The organism is Streptomyces sp. NPDC001100 (assembly GCF_053598575.1).
The window spans coordinates 57,184-80,956 of sequence record NZ_JBSFKO010000036.1 but is presented as its reverse complement, the minus strand read 5'-3'; the positions used below and the strand labels follow the sequence as shown (position 1 = coordinate 80,956).

Genomic DNA, 23,773 nt, shown 5'->3' with positions numbered 1-23,773 from the left:
GCAGTAGTGAGCAAGCGCAGCAAGTCTCTCCGCGCTGCGGACGCCAAGATCGACCGGGACAAGCTCTACGCCCCGCTCGAGGCCGTCCGTCTCGCCAAGGAGACCTCCACGACCAAGTTCGACGGCACCGTCGAGGTCGCCTTCCGCCTGGGTGTCGACCCGCGCAAGGCCGACCAGATGGTCCGTGGCACCGTGAACCTCCCGCACGGCACTGGTAAGACCGCCCGGGTCCTGGTCTTCGCGACCGGTGACCGTGCCGAGGCCGCGACCGCCGCGGGCGCCGACATCGTCGGCTCCGACGAGCTGATCGACGAGGTGGCGAAGGGCCGGCTGGACTTCGACGCCGTCGTCGCCACCCCGGACCTCATGGGCAAGGTCGGCCGCCTCGGCCGCGTGCTCGGTCCCCGTGGTCTCATGCCGAACCCCAAGACCGGCACCGTGACCCCGGACGTCGCCAAGGCTGTCACCGAGATCAAGGGTGGCAAGATCGAGTTCCGCGTCGACAAGCACTCGAACCTGCACTTCATCATCGGCAAGTCGTCCTTCGACGACACCCAGCTGGTGGAGAACTACGGCGCGGCCCTGGAGGAGATCCTCCGTCTGAAGCCGTCCGCCGCCAAGGGTCGTTACATCAAGAAGGCCGCGATCAGCACCACGATCGGCCCCGGCATTCCGGTCGACCCGAACCGCACCCGCAACCTCCTCGTCGAGGAGGACCCGGCCGCCGTCTGAGCCACGCGCTCACCCCGGTAGCCGCGTCGCGTACGCGTCAAAGTTGGACGAGCCCCGCAACCTTCGAGGTGCGGGGCTCGTCCTCTTTCGTACGGGGTGTCAGTGCTCTGCGCTAGCGTTTGAGGCAGGCACAGCAATCGCTTAGGGGTGGGGGACGGATGAAGAGCAGGACCGTGCGCAGGGTGGGTCTCTCGATCGCGGTGGGGACCGCGCTGGCCTCGGTGGCCGCCTGCGGTTCCACGGGCTCCTCCGGGGGTTCGGGCAAGGACGACAAGACGGTCGGCAAGGGCACGACCCATGTGAGTCCCATAGCGGCCCTGCGCAGCGCCGAGCAGTCCACCGACAAGGCCGACTCCGCCAAGGTCGAGTCCTCCACGGTCCTGGGCACCCTGATGTCCATGGACGCCAAGGGCAACCTCGGCTGGAGCGACGGCATCAGCGGCACCCTCACGATGAACTACACCGGCGGCTCGATGGCGGACGCGATGCGCGCGGCGGGCAGCACCTCGATGGAGGCCCGCTATCTGCCCGACGCCTACTACGCCAAGATGGGCGAGAAGTTCGCCGCGCAGGCAGGCGGCAAGCACTGGATCAAGTACGTGTACGACGACCTCGCCAAGCTCGGCGGCAGCTCCGGCGCGTACCTCAAGGACCAGATGCAGAACTCCACCCCGAACCAGTCGGTGAAGCTCCTGCTCGCCTCCGGGGACGTCAAGAAGGTCGGCACGGAGTCGGTCCGCGGCCAGCAGACCACGCACTACTCGGGCACGGTCAACGTCGCCGACCTCGCCACCAAGAACTCCAACCTCACCGCGAGCCAGCTCGCCGGCCTGAAGAAGCAGCTCACCTCGGCCGGTGTCTCCACGGAGCGGGTCGACATCTGGATCAACGCCAAGGACCTGCTGGTCAAGAAGGTCGAGAAGGGCGAGATGTCGTCGGGCGAGTACAGCCAGACCGCCTACTACAGCGACTACGGCGTGAAGGTCCAGGCCACCGTGCCCCCGGCGAGCGACACCGAGGACTTCATGACACTGCTGAAGAAGCAGGGCATGACACCGGGCAGCGCCGACACGGCGACCGGGTCCGGCACCAGCTCCTGAGCGCAGGGCTTGCCGGTGCCGGGCCCGCAGCCCTGCTCCTCGCCGGGGAAGCGGTCGGCTGCTCGAAGGTGCTGGGCGGCAGGCACCGGGCGACGCTCGACCTGTCCGCCCTGGGCGGCCCGGGGAACAACCTCACCGCCAACGGGACCGGAGCGGCCGAGGCCGACAGGCACCCGGCCGCCGAGGCCGCCGCAGCCAAGGTCCGGGACAGGGGCGCCAGGGAGCGGCGCGCGAAGAGCGTCGAGCGTTACGAGAAGACGGGCGCCGACGCGCTCACCATGGACATGTGGGTCGACGGCGACCACCACACGGAGCGGCTGGCGACGAGCACACCAAGCGGTTGCGGATGCGCCGCCGGGGCGACAAAGGCCGGCTCGACAGGACGGTCACCGTCCCGCCGGCGCAGGACACCACCGACTTCGCCCGGCTGACGAAGGACGCCCGGCGCTGAGCCGTACGGGCGGATTTGCTTGGGCGTGTGTGGGTCCCGTACTCTTCCGGAGAAGCCAAAGACCGCTGGTCGTTGCCGTGCCTGTCAAAGGGTGTGGTGACCGAAGGATCCGCTGAACAGTGGACGACCCGCGCAGGTGAACTGGATGTGCTCCCGGCGTGTTTCACTGCCGGTCGAGCTACGCCCCGTGCGCCTGCGCCGGGGCGTTTTCTCTGTCCCAGCCCCTTCTGAGCGGTCCTCATCACCCGGAAGGAGGCCGACGCTCTATGGCAAGGCCCGACAAGGCTGCCGCGGTAGCCGAGCTCGCGGGACAGTTCCGCGACTCGAACGCCGCCGTGCTGACCGAGTACCGGGGTCTCACCGTGGCGCAGCTCAAGACGCTGCGTCGTTCGCTCGGTGAGAACGCCCAGTACGCCGTGGTGAAGAACACGCTGACCAAGATTGCGGCCAACGAGGCCGGGATCTCTACGCTCGACGACCTGTTCAACGGTCCGACGGCGGTCGCCTTCATCACCGGTGACCCGGTGGAGTCGGCGAAGGGTCTTCGTGACTTCGCCAAGGACAACCCGAACCTCGTCATCAAGGGCGGTGTCCTTGACGGCAAGGCGCTGTCCGCCGACGAGATCAAGAAGCTCGCGGACCTCGAGTCCCGCGAGGTTCTGCTCTCCAAGCTGGCGGGTGCCTTCAAGGGCAAGCAGACTCAGGCTGCGCAGCTCTTCCAGGCGCTTCCCTCGAAGCTCGTCCGCACGGTGGACGCCCTTCGCGCCAAGCAAGAAGAGCAGGGCGGTGCCGAGTAATTCGGCTCGCAGCATGACCGCCGCCTGAGGCTCCGCGCCGCACGGCATCGGTCGTAGCGGGCCGAACGTACGCCCGCCAGACATGTACACACCGGCACCAGCCGAAATTAGTGGAAGGAAGCCATCGTGGCTCTCACCCAGGACGAACTGCTCGCCGAGTTCGAGACCATGACCCTCATCCAGCTTTCCGAGTTCGTGAAGGCGTTCGAGGAGAAGTTCGACGTCACCGCCGCCGCCGCGGTCGCCGTTGCCGGCCCCGCCGCCCCCGGCGCCCCGGTCGAGGCCGCTGAGGAGCAGGACGAGTTCGACGTCGTCCTCACCGGCGCCGGCGAGAAGAAGATCCAGGTCATCAAGGTCGTGCGTGAGCTCACCTCGCTGGGCCTGAAGGAGGCCAAGGACCTCGTGGACGGCGCTCCGAAGCCGGTCCTCGAGAAGGTCGCCAAGGACGCCGCCGAGAAGGCCGCCGAGTCCCTCAAGGCCGCCGGCGCCTCCGTCGAGGTCAAGTAACACCCGCGAGGTCGTGGACGAGGTCTCAAGGACCTTGTAACGCCTAAGCACCGAAGAGCGATCATCCATCTGGGTGGTCGCTCTTCGGCGTTCCTGGGTCGGGCGAGCGGCAGCCTTGCGGCCAGATGTTCGCGGAGTATGGTGATCTTCTTCGTGCCTCCGAGCACCCTGGCGGCATGTGGGGTGGGCCATGGAGGCCTTGACGAACCGCACGCAGCGCGCAATTCTCAGGACGCGTCGTCACAACGATCCGAATCCGAGGCATGGATCGGCGGCGAAGAGGGCAGTATCAACGCGTTGAGGACGTGAGCTTGCCGAGGGTGTTGAGCACGACGAGGGTCTCAAAAAAGCGGGGCTGGACATCAGTGCGCCAAGTGGCTACACTGACCCTTTGCGCTGCCTGTTAGCTGCTCCCTGCCCGTCACCAGGGGCATGCCCTCGCTTTAGCACCGACGATCGGATCGTCCCTGACCTGGGACTCCTGTCTCTGTGCGCGAGTGGGGGGCCGGTACGCGCGTAGTGAGTCCGAGCCCTCGGAAGGACCCCCTCTTGGCCGCCTCGCGCACTGCCTCGACCGCGAATATGAACAACGGCGCCAGCACCGCCCCGCTGCGCATCTCCTTTGCAAAGATCAAGGAGCCCCTCGAGGTTCCCAACCTGCTCGCGTTGCAGACCGAGAGCTTCGACTGGCTGCTCGGCAACACCGCCTGGCAGAGTCGGGTCGAGGCGGCTCTGGAGTCGGGTCAGGACGTCCCCACCAAGTCCGGTCTGGAGGAGATCTTCGAGGAGATCTCTCCGATCGAGGACTTCTCCGGGTCGATGTCGCTGACCTTCCGCGACCACCGTTTCGAACCTCCCAAGAACAGCATCGACGAGTGCAAGGAGCGCGACTTCACGTACGCCGCCCCGCTCTTCGTAACCGCTGAGTTCACCAACAACGAGACCGGCGAGATCAAGTCCCAGACGGTCTTCATGGGCGACTTCCCGCTCATGACCAACAAGGGCACCTTCGTCATCAACGGCACCGAGCGTGTCGTCGTGTCGCAGCTGGTCCGTTCGCCGGGCGTCTACTTCGACTCCTCGATCGACAAGACGTCCGACAAGGACATCTTCTCCGCCAAGGTCATCCCCTCCCGGGGTGCCTGGCTGGAGATGGAGATCGACAAGCGCGACATGGTCGGTGTCCGCATCGACCGCAAGCGCAAGCAGTCCGTCACCGTCCTGCTCAAGGCTCTCGGTTGGACGACCGAGCAGATCCTGGAGGAGTTCGGCGAGTACGAGTCCATGCGCGCCACCCTGGAGAAGGACCACACCCAGGGCCAGGACGACGCGCTCCTCGACATCTACCGCAAGCTGCGTCCGGGCGAGCCCCCGACCCGCGAGGCCGCGCAGACGCTTCTTGAGAACCTCTACTTCAACCCGAAGCGCTACGACCTCGCCAAGGTCGGCCGCTACAAGGTCAACAAGAAGCTGGGCGGCGAAGCCCCGCTGGACGCCGGTGTGCTGACCGTCGAGGACATCATCTCGTCGATCAAGTACCTGGTGAAGCTGCACGCCGGCGAGACCGAGACCGTCGGTGACAACGGCACCACGATCGTCGTCGAGACCGACGACATCGACCACTTCGGCAACCGTCGTCTGCGCAACGTCGGCGAGCTCATCCAGAACCAGGTCCGTACGGGTCTGGCGCGTATGGAGCGAGTCGTCCGCGAGCGGATGACGACCCAGGACGTCGAGGCGATCACGCCGCAGACCCTGATCAACATCCGGCCGGTCGTCGCCTCCATCAAGGAGTTCTTCGGCACCAGCCAGCTGTCGCAGTTCATGGACCAGAACAACCCGCTGTCGGGTCTCACCCACAAGCGCCGCCTGTCGGCTCTTGGCCCGGGTGGTCTCTCCCGTGAGCGGGCCGGCTTCGAGGTCCGTGACGTGCACCCCTCGCACTACGGCCGCATGTGCCCGATCGAGACCCCGGAAGGCCCGAACATCGGCCTGATCGGCTCGCTCGCCTCCTACGGCCGCGTCAACGCGTTCGGTTTCGTCGAGACGCCGTACCGCCGGGTCACCGACGGTGTCGTCACCGACGAGGTCGACTACCTGACGGCCGACGAAGAGGACCGATTCGTCATCGCGCAGGCCAACGCGCCGCTGACGGACGAGTTCCGCTTCGAGGAGTCCCGCGTCCTGGTCCGCATCCGCGGCGGCGAGGTCGACTACGTCCCCGGTGACGACGTCGACTACATGGACGTCTCCCCGCGCCAGATGGTGTCGGTCGCGACCGCGATGATCCCGTTCCTGGAGCACGACGACGCCAACCGTGCCCTCATGGGCGCGAACATGATGCGTCAGGCCGTTCCGCTGATCAAGTCCGAGGCGCCGCTGGTCGGCACCGGCATGGAGTACCGCTGTGCGGTCGACGCCGGTGACGTCCTGAAGTCGGAGAAGGACGGTGTGGTCCAGGAGGTCTCCGCGGACTACATCACCACCGCCAACGACGACGGCACGTACACCACGTACCGCCTCGCCAAGTTCTCCCGCTCCAACCAGGGCACCTCCGTCAACCAGAAGGTTGTCGTGGACGAGGGCGCCCGGGTCGTCGCCAACCAGGTGCTGGCCGACGGTCCGGCGACCGAGTTCGGCGAGATGGCGCTCGGCAAGAACCTGCTCGTGGCGTTCATGCCGTGGGAGGGTCACAACTACGAGGACGCGATCATCCTGTCGCAGCGCCTCGTGCAGGACGACGTCCTCTCCTCGATCCACATCGAGGAGCACGAGGTCGACGCCCGTGACACCAAGCTCGGCCCGGAGGAGATCACCCGGGACATCCCGAACGTCTCCGAGGAGGTCCTCGCCGACCTCGACGAGCGCGGCATCATCCGGATCGGTGCCGAGGTCGTCGCCGGTGACATCCTCGTCGGCAAGGTCACGCCCAAGGGTGAGACCGAGCTGACCCCCGAGGAGCGCCTGCTCCGCGCGATCTTCGGTGAGAAGGCGCGCGAGGTGCGCGACACCTCGCTGAAGGTGCCGCACGGCGAGATCGGCAAGGTCATCGGCGTCCGCGTCTTCGACCGCGAGGAGGGCGACGAACTGCCGCCCGGCGTCAACCAGTTGGTCCGGGTGTATGTTGCGCAGAAGCGCAAGATCACCGACGGCGACAAGCTGGCCGGCCGTCACGGCAACAAGGGTGTCATCTCCAAGATCCTGCCCATCGAGGACATGCCGTTCCTCGAGGACGGCACCCCGGTCGACATCATCCTCAACCCGCTGGGTGTCCCGTCCCGAATGAACCCGGGACAGGTCCTGGAGATCCACCTCGGCTGGCTCGCCAGCCGCGGCTGGGACGTCTCCGGGCTCAGCGACGAGTGGGCGCGCCGCCTGCAGGCCATCGGCGCCGACCAGGTCGCCCCGGGCACCAACGTCGCGACCCCGGTCTTCGACGGTGCCCGCGAGGACGAGATCTCCGGTCTCTTCGAGGCCACGATCCCGAACCGCGACGGCGACCGCCTGGTCCAGGCCTCCGGAAAGGCCAACCTGTTCGACGGCCGCTCCGGCGAGCCGTTCCCGGAGCCGATCTCGATCGGCTACATGTACATCCTGAAGCTGCACCACCTGGTCGACGACAAGCTGCACGCCCGTTCGACCGGTCCGTACTCGATGATCACCCAGCAGCCGCTGGGTGGTAAGGCGCAGTTCGGTGGTCAGCGATTCGGCGAGATGGAGGTGTGGGCGCTGGAGGCATACGGCGCCGCCTACGCCCTCCAGGAGCTGCTCACCATCAAGTCCGACGACGTCACCGGCCGCGTGAAGGTCTACGAGGCCATCGTCAAGGGCGAGAACATCCCCGAGCCCGGCATCCCCGAGTCCTTCAAGGTGCTCATCAAGGAGATGCAGTCGCTCTGCCTGAACGTGGAGGTGCTGTCCAGTGACGGTATGTCCATCGAGATGCGTGACACCGACGAGGATGTCTTCCGCGCAGCGGAGGAGCTCGGCATCGACCTGTCCCGGCGCGAGCCGAGCAGCGTCGAAGAGGTCTGACGGGAGTCCGGAGACCTGCCGCGCGCAGGTCTCCGGCCCCAGGACCCCCGTATCAGACCCCAAGACTTACAACCCTGAGAGGGATTGACGCATAGTGCTCGACGTCAACTTCTTCGATGAGCTCCGGATCGGTCTGGCAACCGCTGACGACATCCGTCAGTGGAGCCACGGCGAGGTCAAGAAGCCCGAGACCATCAACTACCGCACGCTCAAGCCCGAAAAGGACGGACTCTTCTGCGAGAAGATCTTCGGTCCGACCCGGGACTGGGAGTGCTACTGCGGCAAGTACAAGCGCGTCCGCTTCAAGGGCATCATCTGTGAGCGCTGCGGCGTCGAGGTGACCCGCGCCAAGGTGCGCCGTGAGCGGATGGGCCACATCGAACTGGCCGCGCCCGTCACGCACATCTGGTACTTCAAGGGTGTCCCGTCGCGTCTGGGCTACCTGCTCGACCTCGCCCCGAAGGACCTCGAAAAGGTCATCTACTTCGCGGCGTACATGATCACGTTCGTCGACGAGGAGCGCCGCACCCGCGACCTGCCCTCCCTGGAGGCGCACGTCTCCGTGGAGCGTCAGCAGGTCGAGAACCGGCGTGACTCCGACCTCGAAGCCCGTGCCAAGAAGCTTGAGGCCGACCTGGCCGAGCTGGAGGCCGAGGGTGCCAAGGCCGACGTGCGCCGCAAGGTGCGCGAAGGTGCCGAGCGCGAGATGAAGCAGCTGCGCGACCGTGCGCAGCGCGAGATCGACCGCCTGGACGAGGTGTGGACCCGGTTCAAGAACCTCAAGGTCCAGGACCTGGAGGGCGACGAGCTCCTCTACCGCGAGCTGCGTGACCGCTTCGGCACGTACTTCGACGGTTCGATGGGTGCCGCGGCGCTGCAGAAGCGCCTGGAGTCCTTCGACCTGGACGAGGAGGCCGAGCGCCTCCGCGAGATCATCCGCACCGGCAAGGGCCAGAAGAAGACCCGCGCCCTGAAGCGGCTGAAGGTCGTGTCTGCCTTCCTGCAGACCTCCAACAGCCCCAAGGGCATGGTCCTCGACTGCGTCCCGGTCATCCCGCCGGACCTCCGCCCGATGGTGCAGCTGGACGGTGGCCGCTTCGCGACCTCCGACCTGAACGACCTGTACCGCCGTGTGATCAACCGCAACAACCGCCTGAAGCGCCTTCTCGACCTCGGTGCGCCCGAGATCATCGTGAACAACGAGAAGCGCATGCTCCAGGAGGCCGTCGACGCGCTCTTCGACAACGGCCGTCGTGGCCGCCCGGTGACGGGCCCCGGCAACCGTCCGCTGAAGTCGCTGTCCGACATGCTCAAGGGCAAGCAGGGCCGTTTCCGTCAGAACCTGCTCGGCAAGCGCGTGGACTACTCCGCGCGTTCCGTGATCGTCGTCGGTCCGCAGCTGAAGCTGCACCAGTGCGGTCTGCCGAAGGCCATGGCGCTGGAGCTCTTCAAGCCGTTCGTGATGAAGCGCCTGGTGGACCTGAACCACGCGCAGAACATCAAGTCGGCGAAGCGGATGGTCGAGCGCGGCCGCACGGTCGTCTACGACGTCCTCGAAGAGGTCATCGCCGAGCACCCGGTTCTGCTGAACCGTGCGCCCACGCTGCACCGCCTCGGCATCCAGGCCTTCGAGCCGCAGCTGGTCGAGGGCAAGGCCATCCAGATCCACCCGCTCGTCTGCACCGCGTTCAACGCGGACTTCGACGGCGACCAGATGGCCGTACACCTGCCGCTCTCCGCGGAGGCGCAGGCCGAGGCCCGCATCCTGATGCTGTCCTCGAACAACATCCTGAAGCCGGCCGACGGTCGTCCCGTCACCATGCCGACCCAGGACATGGTGCTGGGCCTGTTCTTCCTCACCACCGACGGTGAACTCCGTGACGTCAAGGGCGAGGGCCGCGCGTTCGGCTCCACGGCCGAGGCGACCATGGCGTTCGACGCCGGCGAGCTGGCGCTCCAGTCGGCCGTCGACATCCGCTTCCCGGTGGGCACCATCCCGCCGCGTGGCTGGGTGCCGCCGGTCCGCGAGGAGGGCGAGCCGGAGTGGCAGCAGGGTGACACCTTCCGCCTCCGTACGACCCTGGGCCGCGCGCTCTTCAACGAGCTGCTGCCCGAGGACTACCCGTTCGTCGACTACTCGGTGGGCAAGAAGCAGCTCTCCGAGATCGTCAACGACCTGGCCGAGCGCTACCCCAAGGTCATCGTGGCGGCGACGCTCGACAACCTGAAGGCGGCCGGCTTCTTCTGGGCGACCCGTTCCGGTGTCACCGTGGCCATCTCCGACGTCGTCGTGCCCGAGGCGAAGAAGGCGATCGTCGCCGGCTACGAGGCCAAGGACGAGAAGGTCCAGAAGCAGTACGAGCGCGGTCTGATCACCAAGGAAGAGCGCACGCAGGAGCTCATCCAGATCTGGACCCAGGCGACCAACGAGGTCGCCGAGGCGATGAACGAGAACTTCCCCAAGACGAACCCCATCTTCATGATGGTTGACTCGGGTGCCCGAGGAAACATGATGCAGATGCGTCAGATCGCCGGTATGCGTGGTCTGGTGTCGAACGCCAAGAACGAGACGATTCCCCGTCCCATCAAGGCGTCCTTCCGCGAAGGCCTGTCCGTGCTGGAGTACTTCATCTCCACCCACGGTGCCCGTAAGGGTCTGGCCGACACCGCCCTCCGTACCGCCGACTCGGGTTACCTCACCCGTCGTCTCGTCGACGTCTCCCAGGACGTCATCATCCGCGAGGAGGACTGCGGCACCGACCGCGGCCTCAAGCTGCACATCGCGGAGCGCGGCGCGGACGGTGTCCTGCGCAAGGCGGAGAACGTCGAGACCAGCGTGTACGCCCGTGCGCTGGCCGAGGACATCACCGTCGACGGCAAGGTGCTGGCCCCGGCCAACACCGACCTCGGCGACGTCCTCATCGACGAGCTGGTCAAGCACGGCATCGAGACGGTCAAGACCCGCTCGGTCCTGACCTGTGAGTCCGCCGTCGGCACCTGCGCCATGTGCTACGGCCGCTCGCTGGCCACCGGCAAGCTGGTCGACATCGGTGAGGCGGTCGGCATCATCGCCGCCCAGTCCATCGGTGAGCCCGGCACGCAGCTGACGATGCGTACCTTCCACACCGGTGGTGTGGCCGGTGACGACATCACCCAGGGTCTGCCCCGTGTCGTCGAGCTCTTCGAGGCTCGTACGCCGAAGGGTGTCGCCCCGATCTCCGAGGCCCAGGGCCGCGTGCGGATCGAGGAGACCGAGAAGACCAAGAAGATCGTCGTCACCCCGGACGACGGCAGCGACGAGACGGCGTTCCCGATCTCGAAGCGCGCCCGTCTTCTGGTCAGCGAGGGCGAGCACGTCGAGGTGGGCCAGAAGCTCACCGTGGGTGCCACCAACCCGCACGACGTGCTGCGCATCCTGGGTCAGCGTGCCGTCCAGGTCCACCTGGTCGGCGAGGTCCAGAAGGTCTACAACTCGCAGGGTGTGTCGATCCACGACAAGCACATCGAGATCATCATCCGGCAGATGCTCCGCCGCGTGACGATCATCGAGTCCGGCGACGCCGAGCTGCTGCCCGGCGAGCTGGTCGAGCGTTCGCGCTTCGAGCAGGAGAACCGTCGTGTGGTCCAGGAGGGCGGTCACCCGGCCTCCGGTCGTCCGCAGCTCATGGGTATCACCAAGGCCTCGCTGGCCACGGAGTCCTGGCTGTCGGCGGCGTCCTTCCAGGAGACGACCAGGGTGCTGACGGACGCGGCGATCAACGCCAAGTCCGACTCCCTGATCGGCCTCAAGGAGAACGTCATCATCGGTAAGCTCATCCCGGCCGGTACGGGCCTGTCCCGCTACCGCAACATCCGGGTCGAGCCGACCGAGGAGGCCAAGGCCGCGATGTACTCGGCCGTCGGCTACGACGACATCGACTACTCGCCGTTCGGCACCGGCTCCGGCCAGGCCGTCCCGCTGGAGGACTACGACTACGGTCCGTACAACCAGTAGGCGAGCAGCTTGAGTTGAAGGGCGGTCACCCCGGTTCGTAGGGGGTGGCCGCCCTTCTGCGTGTCCGTCACCGGCCCGGCTTGAGATAGGGGGCCAGGCGTTCCAGCCGGGTCGCGTAGTCGGGATGGGTCGCGAGCAGCCGGTCGAGGAGGCCGGGGGACACCGACCGGCCGGCGAGGGCCCTGCGGTCGAGGTCGGCATCCTCCGCGTGCATCTTCAGGAGGGCGTCCCGCAGCGGGCCCGCGAAGCCGAGCACGGCTGCCTGCCGGTCGGCACGCAGCTCGGCCACGCGCCCGACCGCGGCGATCAGGTAGGGCGTGGCCAGCAGGAGGAGGGGCACGCCGTACAGAAACGTGACCGTCTCGTACGCGATCCAGGCCACGACGAGGAGCAGCGCTCCGGCGGCCAGCAGGGAGTAGGCGCCGACGTAGGCGACCGCGAACACGACCAGGGCGCGGACCAGGCGTGAGGCCAGCCTGCCCGGTCGTTCGTACCACTGGCCGAGCTGGAGGACCCAGGCGTGCCCCCAGGTGTGGTGACCGAGCTCGTGGGCGAGCACGCCTGCCAGCTCGGCGTCGGTGAGGCGGTCCAGGGCCGTGGTCGTGACGCCGACGAGGTGTCCGGCAGCCGCGTAGGCGTTGAGGTCCTCGCTCTCCTCGACCCACAGTTTGTGGACATGGCTGTCGATGCCGGCGGGGGCGGTCACCTCGTGCCAGATCGGCTCCAGGCGTTCGGCTTCGGCGGGCATCGGCGGCCGCATGTGCCATACGTAGCGGGCCATCGCGTATTCGGTGGGCCGGTGGAAGATCAGCGCGCCGGAGAGCAGCCACAACAGCGGCGGTATCCAGAACGGCACGCCCACCAGCCAGTCGAGGCCGAGCGACAGCAGCAGGACGACGAGCAGGCTCATGAGCAGGCCCGGCACGAGCAGGAGCAGATGGCCGACAGCGGTGACGTCGATGCCCCGCCAACGGCGGGTGAGCAGGGTACGCCGCCCCCGATGGGCGAAGGGCAGGTCCCGCTCGCTGCCGTCGGGCTCGGGGTCGGGGGTGGGCGGATCGGCGCGTCGGGGCATGGTGGACCTCCGTGCGTACGTGGGTGAGTGGGGACGTCAGCCGATGAGCAGGGCGCAGAGGAACAGCACCGAGCCCGCGCAGAAGGAGAGCAGGCCGGTACGGATCCACTGGTGCTTGCGGGCGGCGATGCGGCTGTTCTCGGTGAGAGCGGTGAGGACGGCGGTGGTGGGGGCGCGGTCCGTGTCGGCGAGTGCCTCGGCCAGCAGGTGGCCGCGGACGGCCTGACAGATGTCGCCGAAGTACGACAGGGGCGCACCGGGGGCCCAGCCGGTTCGGCCCGGGCGTGGCAGGACGGCCAGCAGGAGCGACAGCAGGGCGAGAGCCAGCGCCAGGGCTCCGCTCCACCACAGGGCGCCGTCCGGAGTGGAGAGGCGGGGCGGGGTCAGCGTCCGCCCGCCCAGCAGCCCGCCGAAGCCGCCGACCGCGACCGAGAGGGCGGCGACGAGGACGGACGCCTTGGCGTCGGCGCGGGCGATCTCCGTGCGCAACTCGGCGAGGAGCCGCTCCGCGCACGCGAAGGCGGGCGGGGCCGAGCCCGGAGGCGGCGCGGTCACGGGGCGGACCCGTCGTGGTCGTGCGGGCTGGTCTCGGTGCCGTAGCCGGAAGGCGGCTGCCAGCCGGGGGCGCTCTTCGGGCGGCTGTCGGACGGCGGGCCCGTGCGCTGCCCCCGGCTGTCGAAGAAGCCGCGGACGGAGGTCATGGCGGCCCGCTTGAGCTCGTCCCGCTCGAAGCCCTCGGTCCTGTCGTCGTCCAGGAGGCGGATGGCGAGGTTCAGCTCGGAGGCCATCCCCTGGAGTTCCTCGTCCTTCATGCTGTTCACGACGGCCAGCAGGTCGTCGGGACGCTCGGCGATCAGCACGGCCCACTTCGCGATGCCGTTCGTCTCCAGATACCGCTGGTAGAACTCGATCTTCCGGGCCAGGAACCCGCGGAGCGCCTCTTCGTTCTCGCTCCTGCGCCACGCTCCCTCGAAGTCGAGGTCCTCCTGGTCCCGGCGGACCCGCAGGGTCCATCTCACCCGCAGACCGGCCTCGTCGGCGGCCGCGTCGACGGGGTTCCCCGCGCCGGCGAGCCGCGCCAGCAGCTCCTCCTCGGCGCGGGCGCTGTCCTTCATGACCGAGCGGCGGGTGACGGGCCTGGCGGCCCTGCGTATCTCGCCCAGGAGCAGGTCCGGTACGTCGCGGTGGTTGCTGCGGATGAACAGCACAGGATCCCTGACCTGCCAGGACAGGTCGACCTCGGCCGTGAACTGGAAGGCGTCGTTGGCGCTGGGCAGTTGGAGCTCCTCCGTCACCGGATGGATGCCCATGTCCACTTCGTACACCGCGGTGTAGTGGCTGACCGCCACCTGCCAGCGGCTGGGGTGCAGGGGCGGGAGATAGGGGACGTAGTCGCCCGTCCGGGTCGAGAAGACCAGCGCGTGCTCCCTGCGGGTCATCGCCCGCGCGGAGAACCCGCCGCGCCCGAGCTGCCGTACGGTGAGGACCGGATCGACCAGGTAGTCGGACATGTGTGTGCCTCCTGTGCCTCAGCGGGGTCGGGGCAGGACCGTCAGCAGACGGGCCGCGACGAGGGGTGGGGACGCGCCGTCCTCGCCGTGCATCGTGCGCAGCAGATGGCTCAGCCGCTGGTGGTCGGCGTCCGTCGCCACCAGGGTCGGGAGCAGGGCGGCGAGGGCCCATTCCGCCGCGGGTTCACGGTCGGCGGCGAGCACCCAGTCGCGCAGGGCCGCGAGCGCGGCGTCCGTGTGCCGGAGGTCGCCCAGGGCCGCGCGCCAGAGCGTGGTGATGCCCCGGGCCGTCGTGCCGTCGCCGCCCGCGGCACGGGCGTACCAGCCGAGGACGGACGGGACACCGGACGGTTTGTCGTCCTGCTGGTGTTTGCAGGCGCTGAGGAAGCCGCGGACGGCGAGGTCGTGGACGGCCTGGTCGTCGTCGAGTTTCGCCACGAGCCCGGCGAGGACCGTCTCGCTGGCCGGTGATATCAGCAGGAGCCCGACGGACGCCGCGAGGTGGTCGACCATCAGTTCGTCCTCGTCGTCCTCGTCGTCCTGCTCGTACTGCTTGCGGGCGGCGCCGCGGAGCGCCGCGAGGGCCTGCTCCGGGCGTTCGTCGCCGATCAGGCCGTACACGCGGATGGCGACCCAGCGCAGGGCGTCCTCGTCGGCCCCGGACCAGGAGTCGAGGATCTCCGGGATGTTGGGGGTGCCGATGAGGTGGCCGAGGGTGAGGGCGTTGACGGCGGCGAGCCGGTCCCGGTAGCGCCGGGACATCCCCCACGGCTCGATGACCAGGGCCATCGCGGACGGGAGGTCCGTCAGGGCGAGGACGGCGGCGGTCGACGCGGCGCGGGTGTGGACCAGGGGCCGTCCGTCGCGGGCGAGCCGGGCCAGCCACTTGACGAGAGCGGGTCTCGCCGACGGGTGCCGGGTCCACACCACGGTCAGCAGGACCTGCCAGGCCCGCCCGTCCTCGTAGGCGGCCTTCGACAGCAGGACCGGGCCCCACTCCGTCCGCACGGTCTTCACGTACTCGTGGGCGCGGGCGAGTTGCAGGCGCTTGCCGATATGGGTGCCGAACACCGGGACGTACGGCCGCGCGGCCGGGTTCTCGGTCTCCTGGAGGAACGTGTAGAGGAGGTCGCTCAGTTCGGCGGTGAGAGCGTACGGGCCGTCGTCGAAGGCGGCCAGTGCGACGAGGAACGCCTTGTCGCGCAGCGGGACCGCCTTCTCCTCCGCTTCGAACCACTCCTGGATCTGGCTCTCCAGCGCACCCCGCGAGAAGTCGCCGACGGCGGCCTCGCTCTCCTCTCCGGCCGCGTGGCGGCTGAGCAGCCCGGCGAAGGCGACCACCTCGCGCAACTGGTGGCCGTGCGTGAGGAACTCCCCGACCTGCGGCAGCGCCAGCAGTTCCCGGGCCCTCGGTTCACCGGTGAGTACCCGCAGATGCGCCGTCAGTACGTCGGCGGGGGCAGGTGGCCGCCAGTCGAGGGGGGTGATGTCCTCCAGGACCGCCGAGGGGTCCACGGTGATCACCAAGTAGGCGCCGCTCTTGAGGAGTTGGTCGCGTACGGCGAGGAGGTGTGCCTCCTGCAACGGCTGGTCCCGGCGGGTGGTGAGGTCGCACAGGACGTATCCGTGGCCCTGGTTGTCGCCCTGGGCGAGCAGTCCGGGGAGGGACTGCGGTGTGGTGTCGCGCGCCAGCAGATGGATCGGTGAGACGCCCATGCGGTGGAGAGCCACCAGGGCGGCGGTCCGACGGCCCGTGAAGCGACCGCCGGAGACGGTGAGGGCCAGCTCGGTGCTGATGCGCCGGGTGAGGGTGTCGAAGGCGGTGCCGTCGGTGACGAAGGTGCGGTCGGTCCGCGTGAGGGTGGTCTTCGGGACCTCGCCGGAGGAGTGGGAGGCGGCGGACACCCCGATGTAGTAGTTCTCGGTCCTGGCGCCCATGTACACGTCGCGTGCGTCGCCCGTCACGGCCGTCTGGTCGCCGGCGACGACGCTGCCGCCGAACCGCGCGTGGGAGCCGACGTCGATGGCCCGCGGGCTGTGGTCGACCAGATCGCGGCGAGCGGCCCAGGCGTCCTGCGGGCGGTCCTCCTCCTCGGTCTGTTCCTCCGTGCCGGACTGCTCGGTCTCGGACGGCTTGGGCGCCTTGTCGTCCGCCGTGTTGTCACCGCCGGGTTGCTTCGGCGCTCCGTCCGCCGGGCCGGCGGTCATTCGGACCCGCCCCGGTCGGTGTCGTCCTGGTCGGCGGAACCGACGTGGCCGCCCAGATGGAGGTCCCGTACGTGAACGTGGTCTCCGGAGGCGCCTGTCTGGTCTCCGCCGACGACGCTGCCGCCGATCTTCGAGTTGTCGCCGATGGAGATGGAACGGCTGCCCGGGGTTTCGCCGGCGGCTGGTGCTGGTGCTGGTGCTGGTGCTGGTGCTGGTGCTGGTGACGGTGCGGGGGCGGGTGCCGGTCGCCGTACGGAATCCCTTGCGCCCGCCCCGCGCGCTACCGGAACCGGCCCGTGCAGCCAGGCCCGGAGATCCCCGTTCTTGCTGTCCACCGTCACTTCGTGGAAGTCCTGCTTCGGGACGCCTTGATGGTCGTGCCGCACGATCCCCCGGTACACCCCCTCCGAGACGCACAGCGCGAAGTCGTTCTCGCGTTCCCGCAGGGCGGCGCGCAGCAGATCGGCGTCGAGGAGCCGGCAGGCGAGGTTGAGGTCGTCGCCGACCCAGCCGTCGTGGTCGTCTATCCGCACGTAGCCGTCGGCGACGACGGCCCGCAGCCGGATCTGCGCCGAGGTCGACGCCATCCGGTTCACGGCGTGCAGCTGTGCCGGTACGTCGGTGATCAGCGCGCGCAGCAGAGCGGGGACCGACGAATGGGCGTCGATCAGCTCGATGACCGCGTCGCCCCGGTCGGCGCGCAGCCGCAGGGTCTTGTCGATGCCGGCGCTCTCCTCGGCACGGTCACTGATGTCGAACAACATGCGCCGCAGATAGGCCTGTTCGTGATCGTCGCGCCCGCTGTAGTTCTCGATGTCGATGAGGAGCATGGTCCGGCTCACCGGGTCGTTCATGAGTGCCTCTCTCCGTTCGCGGTCGGGCCGTGAGCAGCGTGACGGCGAAGGGCGGTCCGTCTCTGCCGCGGCTGACGCCTTTCAACCGGGAAAAAGTGCACAGTCCACAGCCGGGCACGCCGTGCCGCCCGGAGAACTCCGGGGCTCCTGGGGCGCGGTGTCGTCAGGGGGCGGGGTGGGCCAGCCGCAGCAGGATGTCCGGCCGGGTGATCAGCAGGGCGCGGTGGCCGGTGACCACGGCCTCGTACGCCCGCAGTTCCTGCAGGAGACGCTGGATCATCCGGCGGGACACGCCGACCGAGCCGGCCAGCTCCTCCTTGGTGAGCGGAACGTCCAGCTCGATGCCCTTGGGTGTGACACGGCCGTGCACCCGGGCCAGGTCCAGGAGCAGGACGGCGAGCCGCTGCCGTGCGGGCATGGAGGCGAATTCGAGCCGGCGCCGGTCGGAGGCGCGGGCGCGGTCGGCGAGGAGCGCCAGCAGGGCCGCGGTGGCCGCGGGGTGGCAGTCCAGGAACTCGGTGAAGTGTTCGCCCCTGACCGCCATGGCCGAGACCGGTCCCAGCGCGGTCACGGTCGCCGAGCGCGGTCGCCCCGTCACCGCGGCGGACTCCCCGACGACGTCGCCGGGGCCGCGCAGCGCGAGCAGTGCCACATAGCCGTCGCCGGAGGCGGCGCTCACCTTGCACCAGCCGCTCAGAATGAAATAGACCAGGGTCGACGGCTCGTACTGCCGCACCAGCGTCTCGCGGGCCGCGAACTCCAGAGTGTGCCCCTGCTCCAGCAGGGCGGCCTCGTCCTTGGTCTCCAGCCGAGCCAGGAAGGGCACCTGGTCGTCCAGCCCGCTGTCGTCGGGCAGGCGTGTTCCCGCCATGGGATCCCCCGATCGTCGCCCAGCCGGTCAAGCTACTGAAAGCGCGTCGACCGTGTGCGGGGCACCGGCTGGATCCGGGCAGCCGGCGAGATGACCGGGCGGATCAGCGCTACGCGGACAAGTGCGCGAAGCCCGGCGCGTCACGGTGACGTCCACGCGTTTCGGCCGAACTTCTCGGCCGGACCTCCGGGGGGGCGCGTCGAGTCCGGGGCGGTCACCTCGTTTTCCGCCGAGGCAGCCGCTCCATGGCGTCGCAGGGGAACCGCTTCCGTTTTCGGCACGTTGGAGCATCATGGAGGCATTCGGTCTCCGGCGCCGGGGGAGGTGTTCCGTGTCGTACCCGACACCGTGGCAGGGGCAGGGGGCGCAGCCGTGGCACGGGCAGGGCGGGGCGTCGATGCTGGCGGCGACCGCCGACCGTGAGCGGACCGTGGACGTGCTCCGGGCGGGCTTCGCCGAGGGGCGGCTGCGGGAGGACGAGCTGGAGAAGCGGGTCGCGCGGGCCTACGACGCTCGTACGGTCGGCGAGTTGATGCTGCTGGTCGCCGATCTGCCCCAGGGGCCGCAGGCGACGGTCGTCCAGGTGCCGCCGCCGGGTTTCCGGCCGGTGCCGCCGACCTTCCTGCCGGCTCCGCTGCCGCCGACCAACGGCAAGGCGGTCGGCGCCCTGGTCTGCGGCCTGCTGACCGTGCCGACGCTGGGCCTGACCGGCATCCCCGCGGTGATCCTGGGGCACACCGCCCGCGCGGAGATACGGCGGACCGGCGAGGGCGGTGACGGGCTGGCGCTGACCGGGCTGGTCTTCGGGTGGTTCGCCGTGAGCGCCTGGACCCTGTTCCTCATGCTGCTGGTGGTGGCCGGGGCGAGCTCCACCTGACCCCTCCGGACCGTAGATTCGAAGATCGCGGAGGGGGTGCGGCTTCGGCTTGTTCCGCGCCGAGCCGTGGGTGACACCCATTTGTTTTGACCGCAGCGAATGAGGTAGGTACGCTCAGACCTTGTGCCTGGGGTGTGCCCTGGCCCTCGTGCGTGCCTTGAACCGCACTAAGGGGGCCGACACTGGCCACCGCAATCTGCGCCCCTTTTGCTGCCCGGCGAAAGTCTGCGGGATTCGACACACCCGACCGCGTGGGTCGGCGACGTTCCAGGTTAGCTTCACCATCGGCACACAGAAACCGGAGAAGTAGTGCCTACGATCCAGCAGCTGGTCCGGAAGGGCCGGCAGGACAAGGTCGAGAAGAACAAGACGCCCGCACTTGAGGGTTCCCCTCAGCGTCGCGGCGTCTGCACGCGTGTGTTCACGACCACCCCGAAGAAGCCGAACTCGGCCCTGCGTAAGGTCGCGCGTGTGCGTCTGACCAGCGGGATCGAGGTCACGGCTTACATTCCGGGTGAGGGACACAACCTGCAGGAGCACTCCATCGTGCTCGTGCGTGGCGGTCGTGTGAAGGACCTGCCCGGTGTTCGCTACAAGATCATCCGCGGCTCCCTTGACACCCAGGGTGTCAAGAACCGCAAGCAGGCCCGCAGCCGCTACGGCGCCAAGAAGGAGAAGTAGAAAATGCCTCGTAAGGGCCCCGCCCCGAAGCGCCCGGTCATCATCGACCCGGTCTACGGTTCTCCTCTTGTCACCTCCCTGATCAACAAGGTCCTGCTGAACGGCAAGCGCTCCACCGCCGAGCGCATCGTGTACGGCGCCATGGAGGGCCTGCGCGAGAAGACCAGCAACGACCCGGTCATCACGCTGAAGCGCGCGCTGGAGAACATCAAGCCCACGCTTGAGGTCAAGTCCCGCCGTGTCGGTGGTGCGACGTACCAGGTTCCGATCGAGGTCAAGCCCGGTCGCGCCAACACGCTCGCGCTGCGCTGGCTGGTCGGCTACTCCCGCGCCCGTCGCGAGAAGACCATGACCGAGCGTCTGCTCAACGAACTTCTCGACGCTTCGAACGGCCTCGGCGCGGCCGTCAAGAAGCGCGAGGACACCCACAAGATGGCCGAGTCCAACAAGGCCTTCGCGCACTACCGCTGGTAGTCGCAGACCCCATCGAGACCGAGAGAAGACTGAAGCCTTATGGCTACCACTTCACTTGACCTGGCCAAGGTCCGCAACATCGGGATCATGGCCCACATCGACGCGGGCAAGACGACCACCACCGAGCGGATCCTCTTCTACACCGGCGTCAGCTACAAGATCGGTGAAGTCCACGACGGCGCCGCCACCATGGACTGGATGGAGCAGGAGCAGGAGCGTGGCATCACGATCACCTCTGCTGCCACCACCTGTCACTGGCCGCTTGAGGACAACGACTACACGATCAACATCATCGACACCCCGGGGCACGTCGACTTCACCGTCGAGGTGGAGCGCTCGCTGCGCGTCCTCGACGGTGCCGTCACGGTGTTCGACGGTGTCGCCGGTGTCGAGCCGCAGTCCGAGACGGTGTGGCGTCAGGCCGACCGTTACGGCGTGCCGCGCATCTGCTTCGTGAACAAGCTGGACCGTACCGGCGCCGAGTTCCACCGCTGCGTGGACATGATCTCGGACCGCCTGGGCGCCCAGCCGCTCGTCATGCAGCTGCCGATCGGCGCCGAGATGGACTTCAAGGGCGTTGTGGACCTGGTCCGCATGAAGGCGCTCGTGTGGTCCGCCGAGGCCGCGAAGGGCGAGATGTACGACGTCGTCGACATCCCGGCCACGCACACCGAGGCCGCCGAGGAGTGGCACAACAAGCTCGTCGAGGCCGTCGCGGAGAACGACGAAGAGATCATGGAGCTGTACCTGGAGGGCCAGGAGCCCACCGAGGAGCAGCTGTACGCCGCGATCCGTCGTATCACCATCGCGTCCGGCAAGTCCAAGGACACCACGGTCACCCCGGTGTTCTGCGGTACCGCGTTCAAGAACAAGGGCGTCCAGCCCCTGCTCGACGCGGTCGTGCGCTACCTGCCGACTCCCCTGGACGTCGAGGCCATCGAGGGCCACGACGTGAAGGACCCGGAGCTGGTCGTCAAGCGCAAGCCGTCCGTGGACGAGCCGCTGTCCGCGCTCGCGTTCAAGATCATGAGCGACCCGCACCTGGGCAAGCTCACCTTCGTCCGGGTCTACTCGGGCCGCCTGGAGGCGGGTTCGGCAGTGCTGAACTCGGTCAAGGGCAAGAAGGAGCGCATCGGCAAGATCTACCGCATGCACGCGAACAAGCGTGAGGAGATCGACTCGGTGGGCGCCGGCGACATCGTCGCCGTCATGGGCCTGAAGCAGACCACCACCGGTGAGACGCTGTCCGACGACAAGAACCCGGTGATCCTGGAGTCCATGGACTTCCCGGCGCCGGTCATCCAGGTCGCGATCGAGCCCAAGTCCAAGGGCGACCAGGAGAAGCTGGGTGTCGCCATCCAGCGTCTCGCGGAGGAGGACCCCTCCTTCCAGGTCCACTCGGACGAGGAGACCGGCCAGACGATCATCGGCGGTATGGGCGAGCTGCACCTTGAGGTGCTGGTCGACCGTATGCGCCGTGAGTTCAAGGTCGAGGCCAACGTCGGCAAGCCGCAGGTCGCCTACCGTGAGACGATCCGTAAGGCCGTCGAGCGCGTGGACTACACCCACAAGAAGCAGACCGGTGGTACCGGTCAGTTCGCCAAGGTGCAGATCGCGATCGAGCCGATCACCGAGACCGACGGTCCGGCGTACGAGTTCGTGAACAAGGTCACCGGTGGCCGTATCCCGCGGGAGTACATCCCGTCGGTGGACGCCGGTGCGCAGGAGGCCATGCAGTTCGGCATCCTCGCCGGGTACGAGATGACGGGCGTCCGCATCACGCTGCTCGACGGTGCCTACCACGAGGTCGACTCCTCCGAGCTCGCGTTCAAGATCGCCGGTTCGCAGGCGTTCAAGGAGGCCGCCCGCAAGGCGTCTCCCGTGCTCCTTGAGCCGATGATGGCCGTCGAGGTCACCACGCCCGAGGACTACATGGGCGAGGTCATCGGCGACATCAACTCCCGCCGTGGTCAGATCCAGGCCATGGAGGAGCGTGCCGGTGCCCGCGTCGTGAGGGGCCTCGTGCCGCTCTCGGAGATGTTCGGCTACGTCGGCGACCTCCGCAGCAAGACCTCGGGTCGCGCAAGCTACTCGATGCAGTTCGACTCCTACGCCGAGGTTCCCCGGAACGTCGCCGAGGAGATCATCGCGAAGGCCAAGGGCGAGTAACACACAGCGTTTACACGCTTTAGGCTTGACACCGACCGCCGGGGCTCACCCGGGAGGGCAGAGCCCGGCGGGCGGCATCCCAGCAAAGATCACCTGGCGCCGATGAGTAAGGCGTACCAGAACCACTCCGCAGGAGGACCCCAGTGGCGAAGGCAAAGTTCGAGCGGACTAAGCCGCACGTCAACATCGGCACCATCGGTCACATCGACCACGGTAAGACGACCCTCACGGCCGCCATTACCAAGGTGCTGCACGACGCGTACCCGGACCTGAACGAGGCCTCGGCCTTCGACCAGATCGACAAGGCTCCCGAGGAGCGCCAGCGCGGTATCACGATCTCGATCGCGCACGTCGAGTACCAGACCGAGACGCGTCACTACGCCCACGTCGACTGCCCCGGTCACGCGGACTACATCAAGAACATGATCACGGGTGCCGCGCAGATGGACGGCGCGATCCTCGTGGTCGCGGCCACCGACGGCCCGATGCCGCAGACCAAGGAGCACGTGCTCCTGGCCCGCCAGGTCGGCGTTCCGTACATCGTCGTAGCCCTGAACAAGGCCGACATGGTGGACGACGAGGAGATCCTGGAGCTCGTCGAGCTCGAGGTCCGTGAGCTCCTCTCCGAGTACGAGTTCCCGGGCGACGACCTTCCGGTCGTCAAGGTCTCGGCGCTCAAGGCTCTTGAGGGCGACAAGGAGTGGGGCCAGACGGTCCTCGACCTGATGGCCGCCGTCGACGAGTCGATCCCGACCCCCGAGCGTGACGTCGACAAGCCGTTCCTCATGCCCGTCGAGGACGTCTTCACGATCACCGGTCGCGGTACGGTCGTCACCGGCCGTATCGAGCGTGGTGTCCTGAAGGTCAACGAGACCGTTGACATCATCGGCATCAAGCAGGAGAAGACCACCACCACGGTCACCGGCATCGAGATGTTCCGCAAGCTGCTCGACGAGGGCCAGGCCGGTGAGAACGTCGGTCTCCTCCTCCGTGGCATCAAGCGCGAGGACGTCGAGCGCGGCCAGGTCATCATCAAGCCCGGCTCGGTCACCCCGCACACGGAGTTCGAGGCCCAGGCGTACATCCTGTCCAAGGACGAGGGTGGCCGTCACACGCCGTTCTTCAACAACTACCGTCCCCAGTTCTACTTCCGCACCACGGACGTGACCGGCGTCGTGACCCTCCCCGAGGGCACCGAGATGGTCATGCCGGGCGACAACACTGAGATGACCGTTTCGCTCATCCAGCCCGTCGCCATGGAAGAGGGCCTGAAGTTCGCCATCCGTGAGGGTGGCCGCACGGTGGGCGCCGGCCAGGTCACCAAGATCAACAAGTAGTTCTGATCTGACCCGGTTGTAGTTTCCGGGGAGGCCCGTACGACTTCGGTCGTACGGGCCTCTTTGTCGTTGCGGGGCCGGCTGTTACGAAACTATTCGG

The 23,773-nt window shown here is 68.0% G+C and carries 18 protein-coding genes; 12 read left to right on the top strand and 6 right to left on the bottom strand.

The window, feature by feature from the left end:
- Positions 1-6 precede the first annotated feature (6 nt).
- From rplA to ACWDEW_RS37900, 7 genes are all read left to right on the top strand, one after another.
- Positions 7-732: a 50S ribosomal protein L1 gene (gene rplA, locus ACWDEW_RS37930; protein ID WP_450519194.1), complete on the top strand. Its 726-nt coding sequence runs from the start codon at positions 7-9 to the stop codon at positions 730-732.
- A gap of 158 nt (positions 733-890) precedes the next feature.
- The gene (locus tag ACWDEW_RS37925; protein WP_450519193.1) at positions 891-1,832 is read left to right on the top strand and encodes a hypothetical protein; all 942 of its coding nucleotides are present in this window, start codon (positions 891-893) and stop codon (positions 1,830-1,832) included.
- A gap of 68 nt (positions 1,833-1,900) precedes the next feature.
- On the top strand, positions 1,901-2,263 hold the full coding sequence (locus ACWDEW_RS37920; protein ID WP_450519191.1) for a hypothetical protein: 363 nt from the start codon (positions 1,901-1,903) through the stop codon (positions 2,261-2,263).
- 286 nt (positions 2,264-2,549) lie between these two features.
- Complete coding sequence (gene rplJ / locus ACWDEW_RS37915) at positions 2,550-3,080, top strand: 50S ribosomal protein L10 (protein WP_033279978.1); 531 nt, start codon at positions 2,550-2,552, stop codon at positions 3,078-3,080.
- Between the two features lie 123 nt (positions 3,081-3,203).
- Positions 3,204-3,587 (top strand): 50S ribosomal protein L7/L12, encoded by a 384-nt coding sequence (gene rplL / locus ACWDEW_RS37910; protein ID WP_093627330.1) that lies wholly within the window; start codon positions 3,204-3,206, stop codon positions 3,585-3,587.
- 549 nt (positions 3,588-4,136) lie between these two features.
- Complete coding sequence (gene rpoB / locus ACWDEW_RS37905) at positions 4,137-7,622, top strand: DNA-directed RNA polymerase subunit beta (protein WP_026179099.1); 3,486 nt, start codon at positions 4,137-4,139, stop codon at positions 7,620-7,622.
- 94 nt (positions 7,623-7,716) lie between these two features.
- The gene (locus ACWDEW_RS37900; RefSeq protein WP_262063989.1) at positions 7,717-11,616 is read left to right on the top strand and encodes a DNA-directed RNA polymerase subunit beta'; all 3,900 of its coding nucleotides are present in this window, start codon (positions 7,717-7,719) and stop codon (positions 11,614-11,616) included.
- A 67-nt stretch (positions 11,617-11,683) separates the two neighbouring features.
- Here ACWDEW_RS37900 and ACWDEW_RS37895 read toward each other — a convergent pair whose 3' ends face one another.
- The 6 genes from ACWDEW_RS37895 to ACWDEW_RS37870 form a co-directional block, all read right to left on the bottom strand.
- On the bottom strand, positions 11,684-12,691 hold the full coding sequence (locus tag ACWDEW_RS37895; RefSeq protein WP_450519189.1) for a M48 family metalloprotease: 1,008 nt from the start codon (positions 12,689-12,691) through the stop codon (positions 11,684-11,686).
- 36 nt (positions 12,692-12,727) lie between these two features.
- Complete coding sequence (locus ACWDEW_RS37890; RefSeq protein ID WP_450519187.1) at positions 12,728-13,246, bottom strand: Pycsar system effector family protein; 519 nt, start codon at positions 13,244-13,246, stop codon at positions 12,728-12,730.
- The gene (locus ACWDEW_RS37885; protein ID WP_450519186.1) at positions 13,243-14,202 is read right to left on the bottom strand and encodes a hypothetical protein; all 960 of its coding nucleotides are present in this window, start codon (positions 14,200-14,202) and stop codon (positions 13,243-13,245) included. Before ACWDEW_RS37885 ends, ACWDEW_RS37890 begins: the two co-directional genes overlap by 4 nt.
- Before the next feature lie 18 nt (positions 14,203-14,220).
- Positions 14,221-16,410 carry a hypothetical protein gene (locus ACWDEW_RS37880; protein WP_450519184.1) on the bottom strand — a complete coding sequence of 730 codons (2,190 nt, stop codon included), beginning with the start codon at positions 16,408-16,410 and terminating at the stop codon, positions 14,221-14,223.
- A complete protein-coding gene (locus ACWDEW_RS37875; protein WP_450519182.1) occupies positions 16,407-17,264 on the bottom strand; it encodes a hypothetical protein in 858 nt (285 codons plus the stop codon). Before ACWDEW_RS37875 ends, ACWDEW_RS37880 begins: the two co-directional genes overlap by 4 nt.
- A 163-nt stretch (positions 17,265-17,427) precedes the next feature.
- Positions 17,428-18,135 (bottom strand): Crp/Fnr family transcriptional regulator, encoded by a 708-nt coding sequence (locus ACWDEW_RS37870; RefSeq protein ID WP_450519180.1) that lies wholly within the window; start codon positions 18,133-18,135, stop codon positions 17,428-17,430.
- A 331-nt stretch (positions 18,136-18,466) separates the two neighbouring features.
- Here ACWDEW_RS37870 and ACWDEW_RS37865 point away from each other — a divergent pair, with 331 nt between their 5' ends.
- The 5 genes from ACWDEW_RS37865 to tuf all read left to right on the top strand — a co-directional run bounded on the left by ACWDEW_RS37865 (position 18,467) and on the right by tuf (position 23,673).
- The gene (locus ACWDEW_RS37865; protein ID WP_450519178.1) at positions 18,467-19,012 is read left to right on the top strand and encodes a DUF1707 and DUF4190 domain-containing protein; all 546 of its coding nucleotides are present in this window, start codon (positions 18,467-18,469) and stop codon (positions 19,010-19,012) included.
- 309 nt (positions 19,013-19,321) lie between these two features.
- Positions 19,322-19,693 (top strand): 30S ribosomal protein S12, encoded by a 372-nt coding sequence (rpsL, locus tag ACWDEW_RS37860; RefSeq protein ID WP_003948652.1) that lies wholly within the window; start codon positions 19,322-19,324, stop codon positions 19,691-19,693.
- 3 nt (positions 19,694-19,696) lie between these two features.
- On the top strand, positions 19,697-20,167 hold the full coding sequence (gene rpsG, locus ACWDEW_RS37855; RefSeq protein WP_005481264.1) for a 30S ribosomal protein S7: 471 nt from the start codon (positions 19,697-19,699) through the stop codon (positions 20,165-20,167).
- A 39-nt stretch (positions 20,168-20,206) separates the two neighbouring features.
- A complete protein-coding gene (gene fusA / locus ACWDEW_RS37850) occupies positions 20,207-22,336 on the top strand; it encodes an elongation factor G (protein WP_381255166.1) in 2,130 nt (709 codons plus the stop codon).
- Positions 22,337-22,479: 143 nt separating this feature from the next.
- Positions 22,480-23,673, top strand: a complete 1,194-nt coding sequence (gene tuf / locus ACWDEW_RS37845) for an elongation factor Tu (RefSeq protein ID WP_019072299.1) — start codon at positions 22,480-22,482, stop codon at positions 23,671-23,673.
- The last annotated feature ends 100 nt before the right edge of the window (positions 23,674-23,773 follow it).

Coding starts and splice junctions, on each gene's coding strand:
- ACWDEW_RS37875 (WP_450519182.1), bottom strand. CDS start 17,264: ATGAACGACCCGGTGAGCCGGACCATGCTCCTCATCGACATCGAGAAC.
- ACWDEW_RS37880 (WP_450519184.1), bottom strand. CDS start 16,410: ATGACCGCCGGCCCGGCGGACGGAGCGCCGAAGCAACCCGGCGGTGAC.
- rpsG (WP_005481264.1), top strand. CDS start 19,697: ATGCCTCGTAAGGGCCCCGCCCCGAAGCGCCCGGTCATCATCGACCCG.
- ACWDEW_RS37925 (WP_450519193.1), top strand. CDS start 891: ATGAAGAGCAGGACCGTGCGCAGGGTGGGTCTCTCGATCGCGGTGGGG.
- ACWDEW_RS37885 (WP_450519186.1), bottom strand. CDS start 14,202: ATGTCCGACTACCTGGTCGATCCGGTCCTCACCGTACGGCAGCTCGGG.
- ACWDEW_RS37895 (WP_450519189.1), bottom strand. CDS start 12,691: ATGCCCCGACGCGCCGATCCGCCCACCCCCGACCCCGAGCCCGACGGC.
- fusA (WP_381255166.1), top strand. CDS start 20,207: ATGGCTACCACTTCACTTGACCTGGCCAAGGTCCGCAACATCGGGATC.
- rplJ (WP_033279978.1), top strand. CDS start 2,550: ATGGCAAGGCCCGACAAGGCTGCCGCGGTAGCCGAGCTCGCGGGACAG.
- ACWDEW_RS37870 (WP_450519180.1), bottom strand. CDS start 18,135: ATGGCGGGAACACGCCTGCCCGACGACAGCGGGCTGGACGACCAGGTG.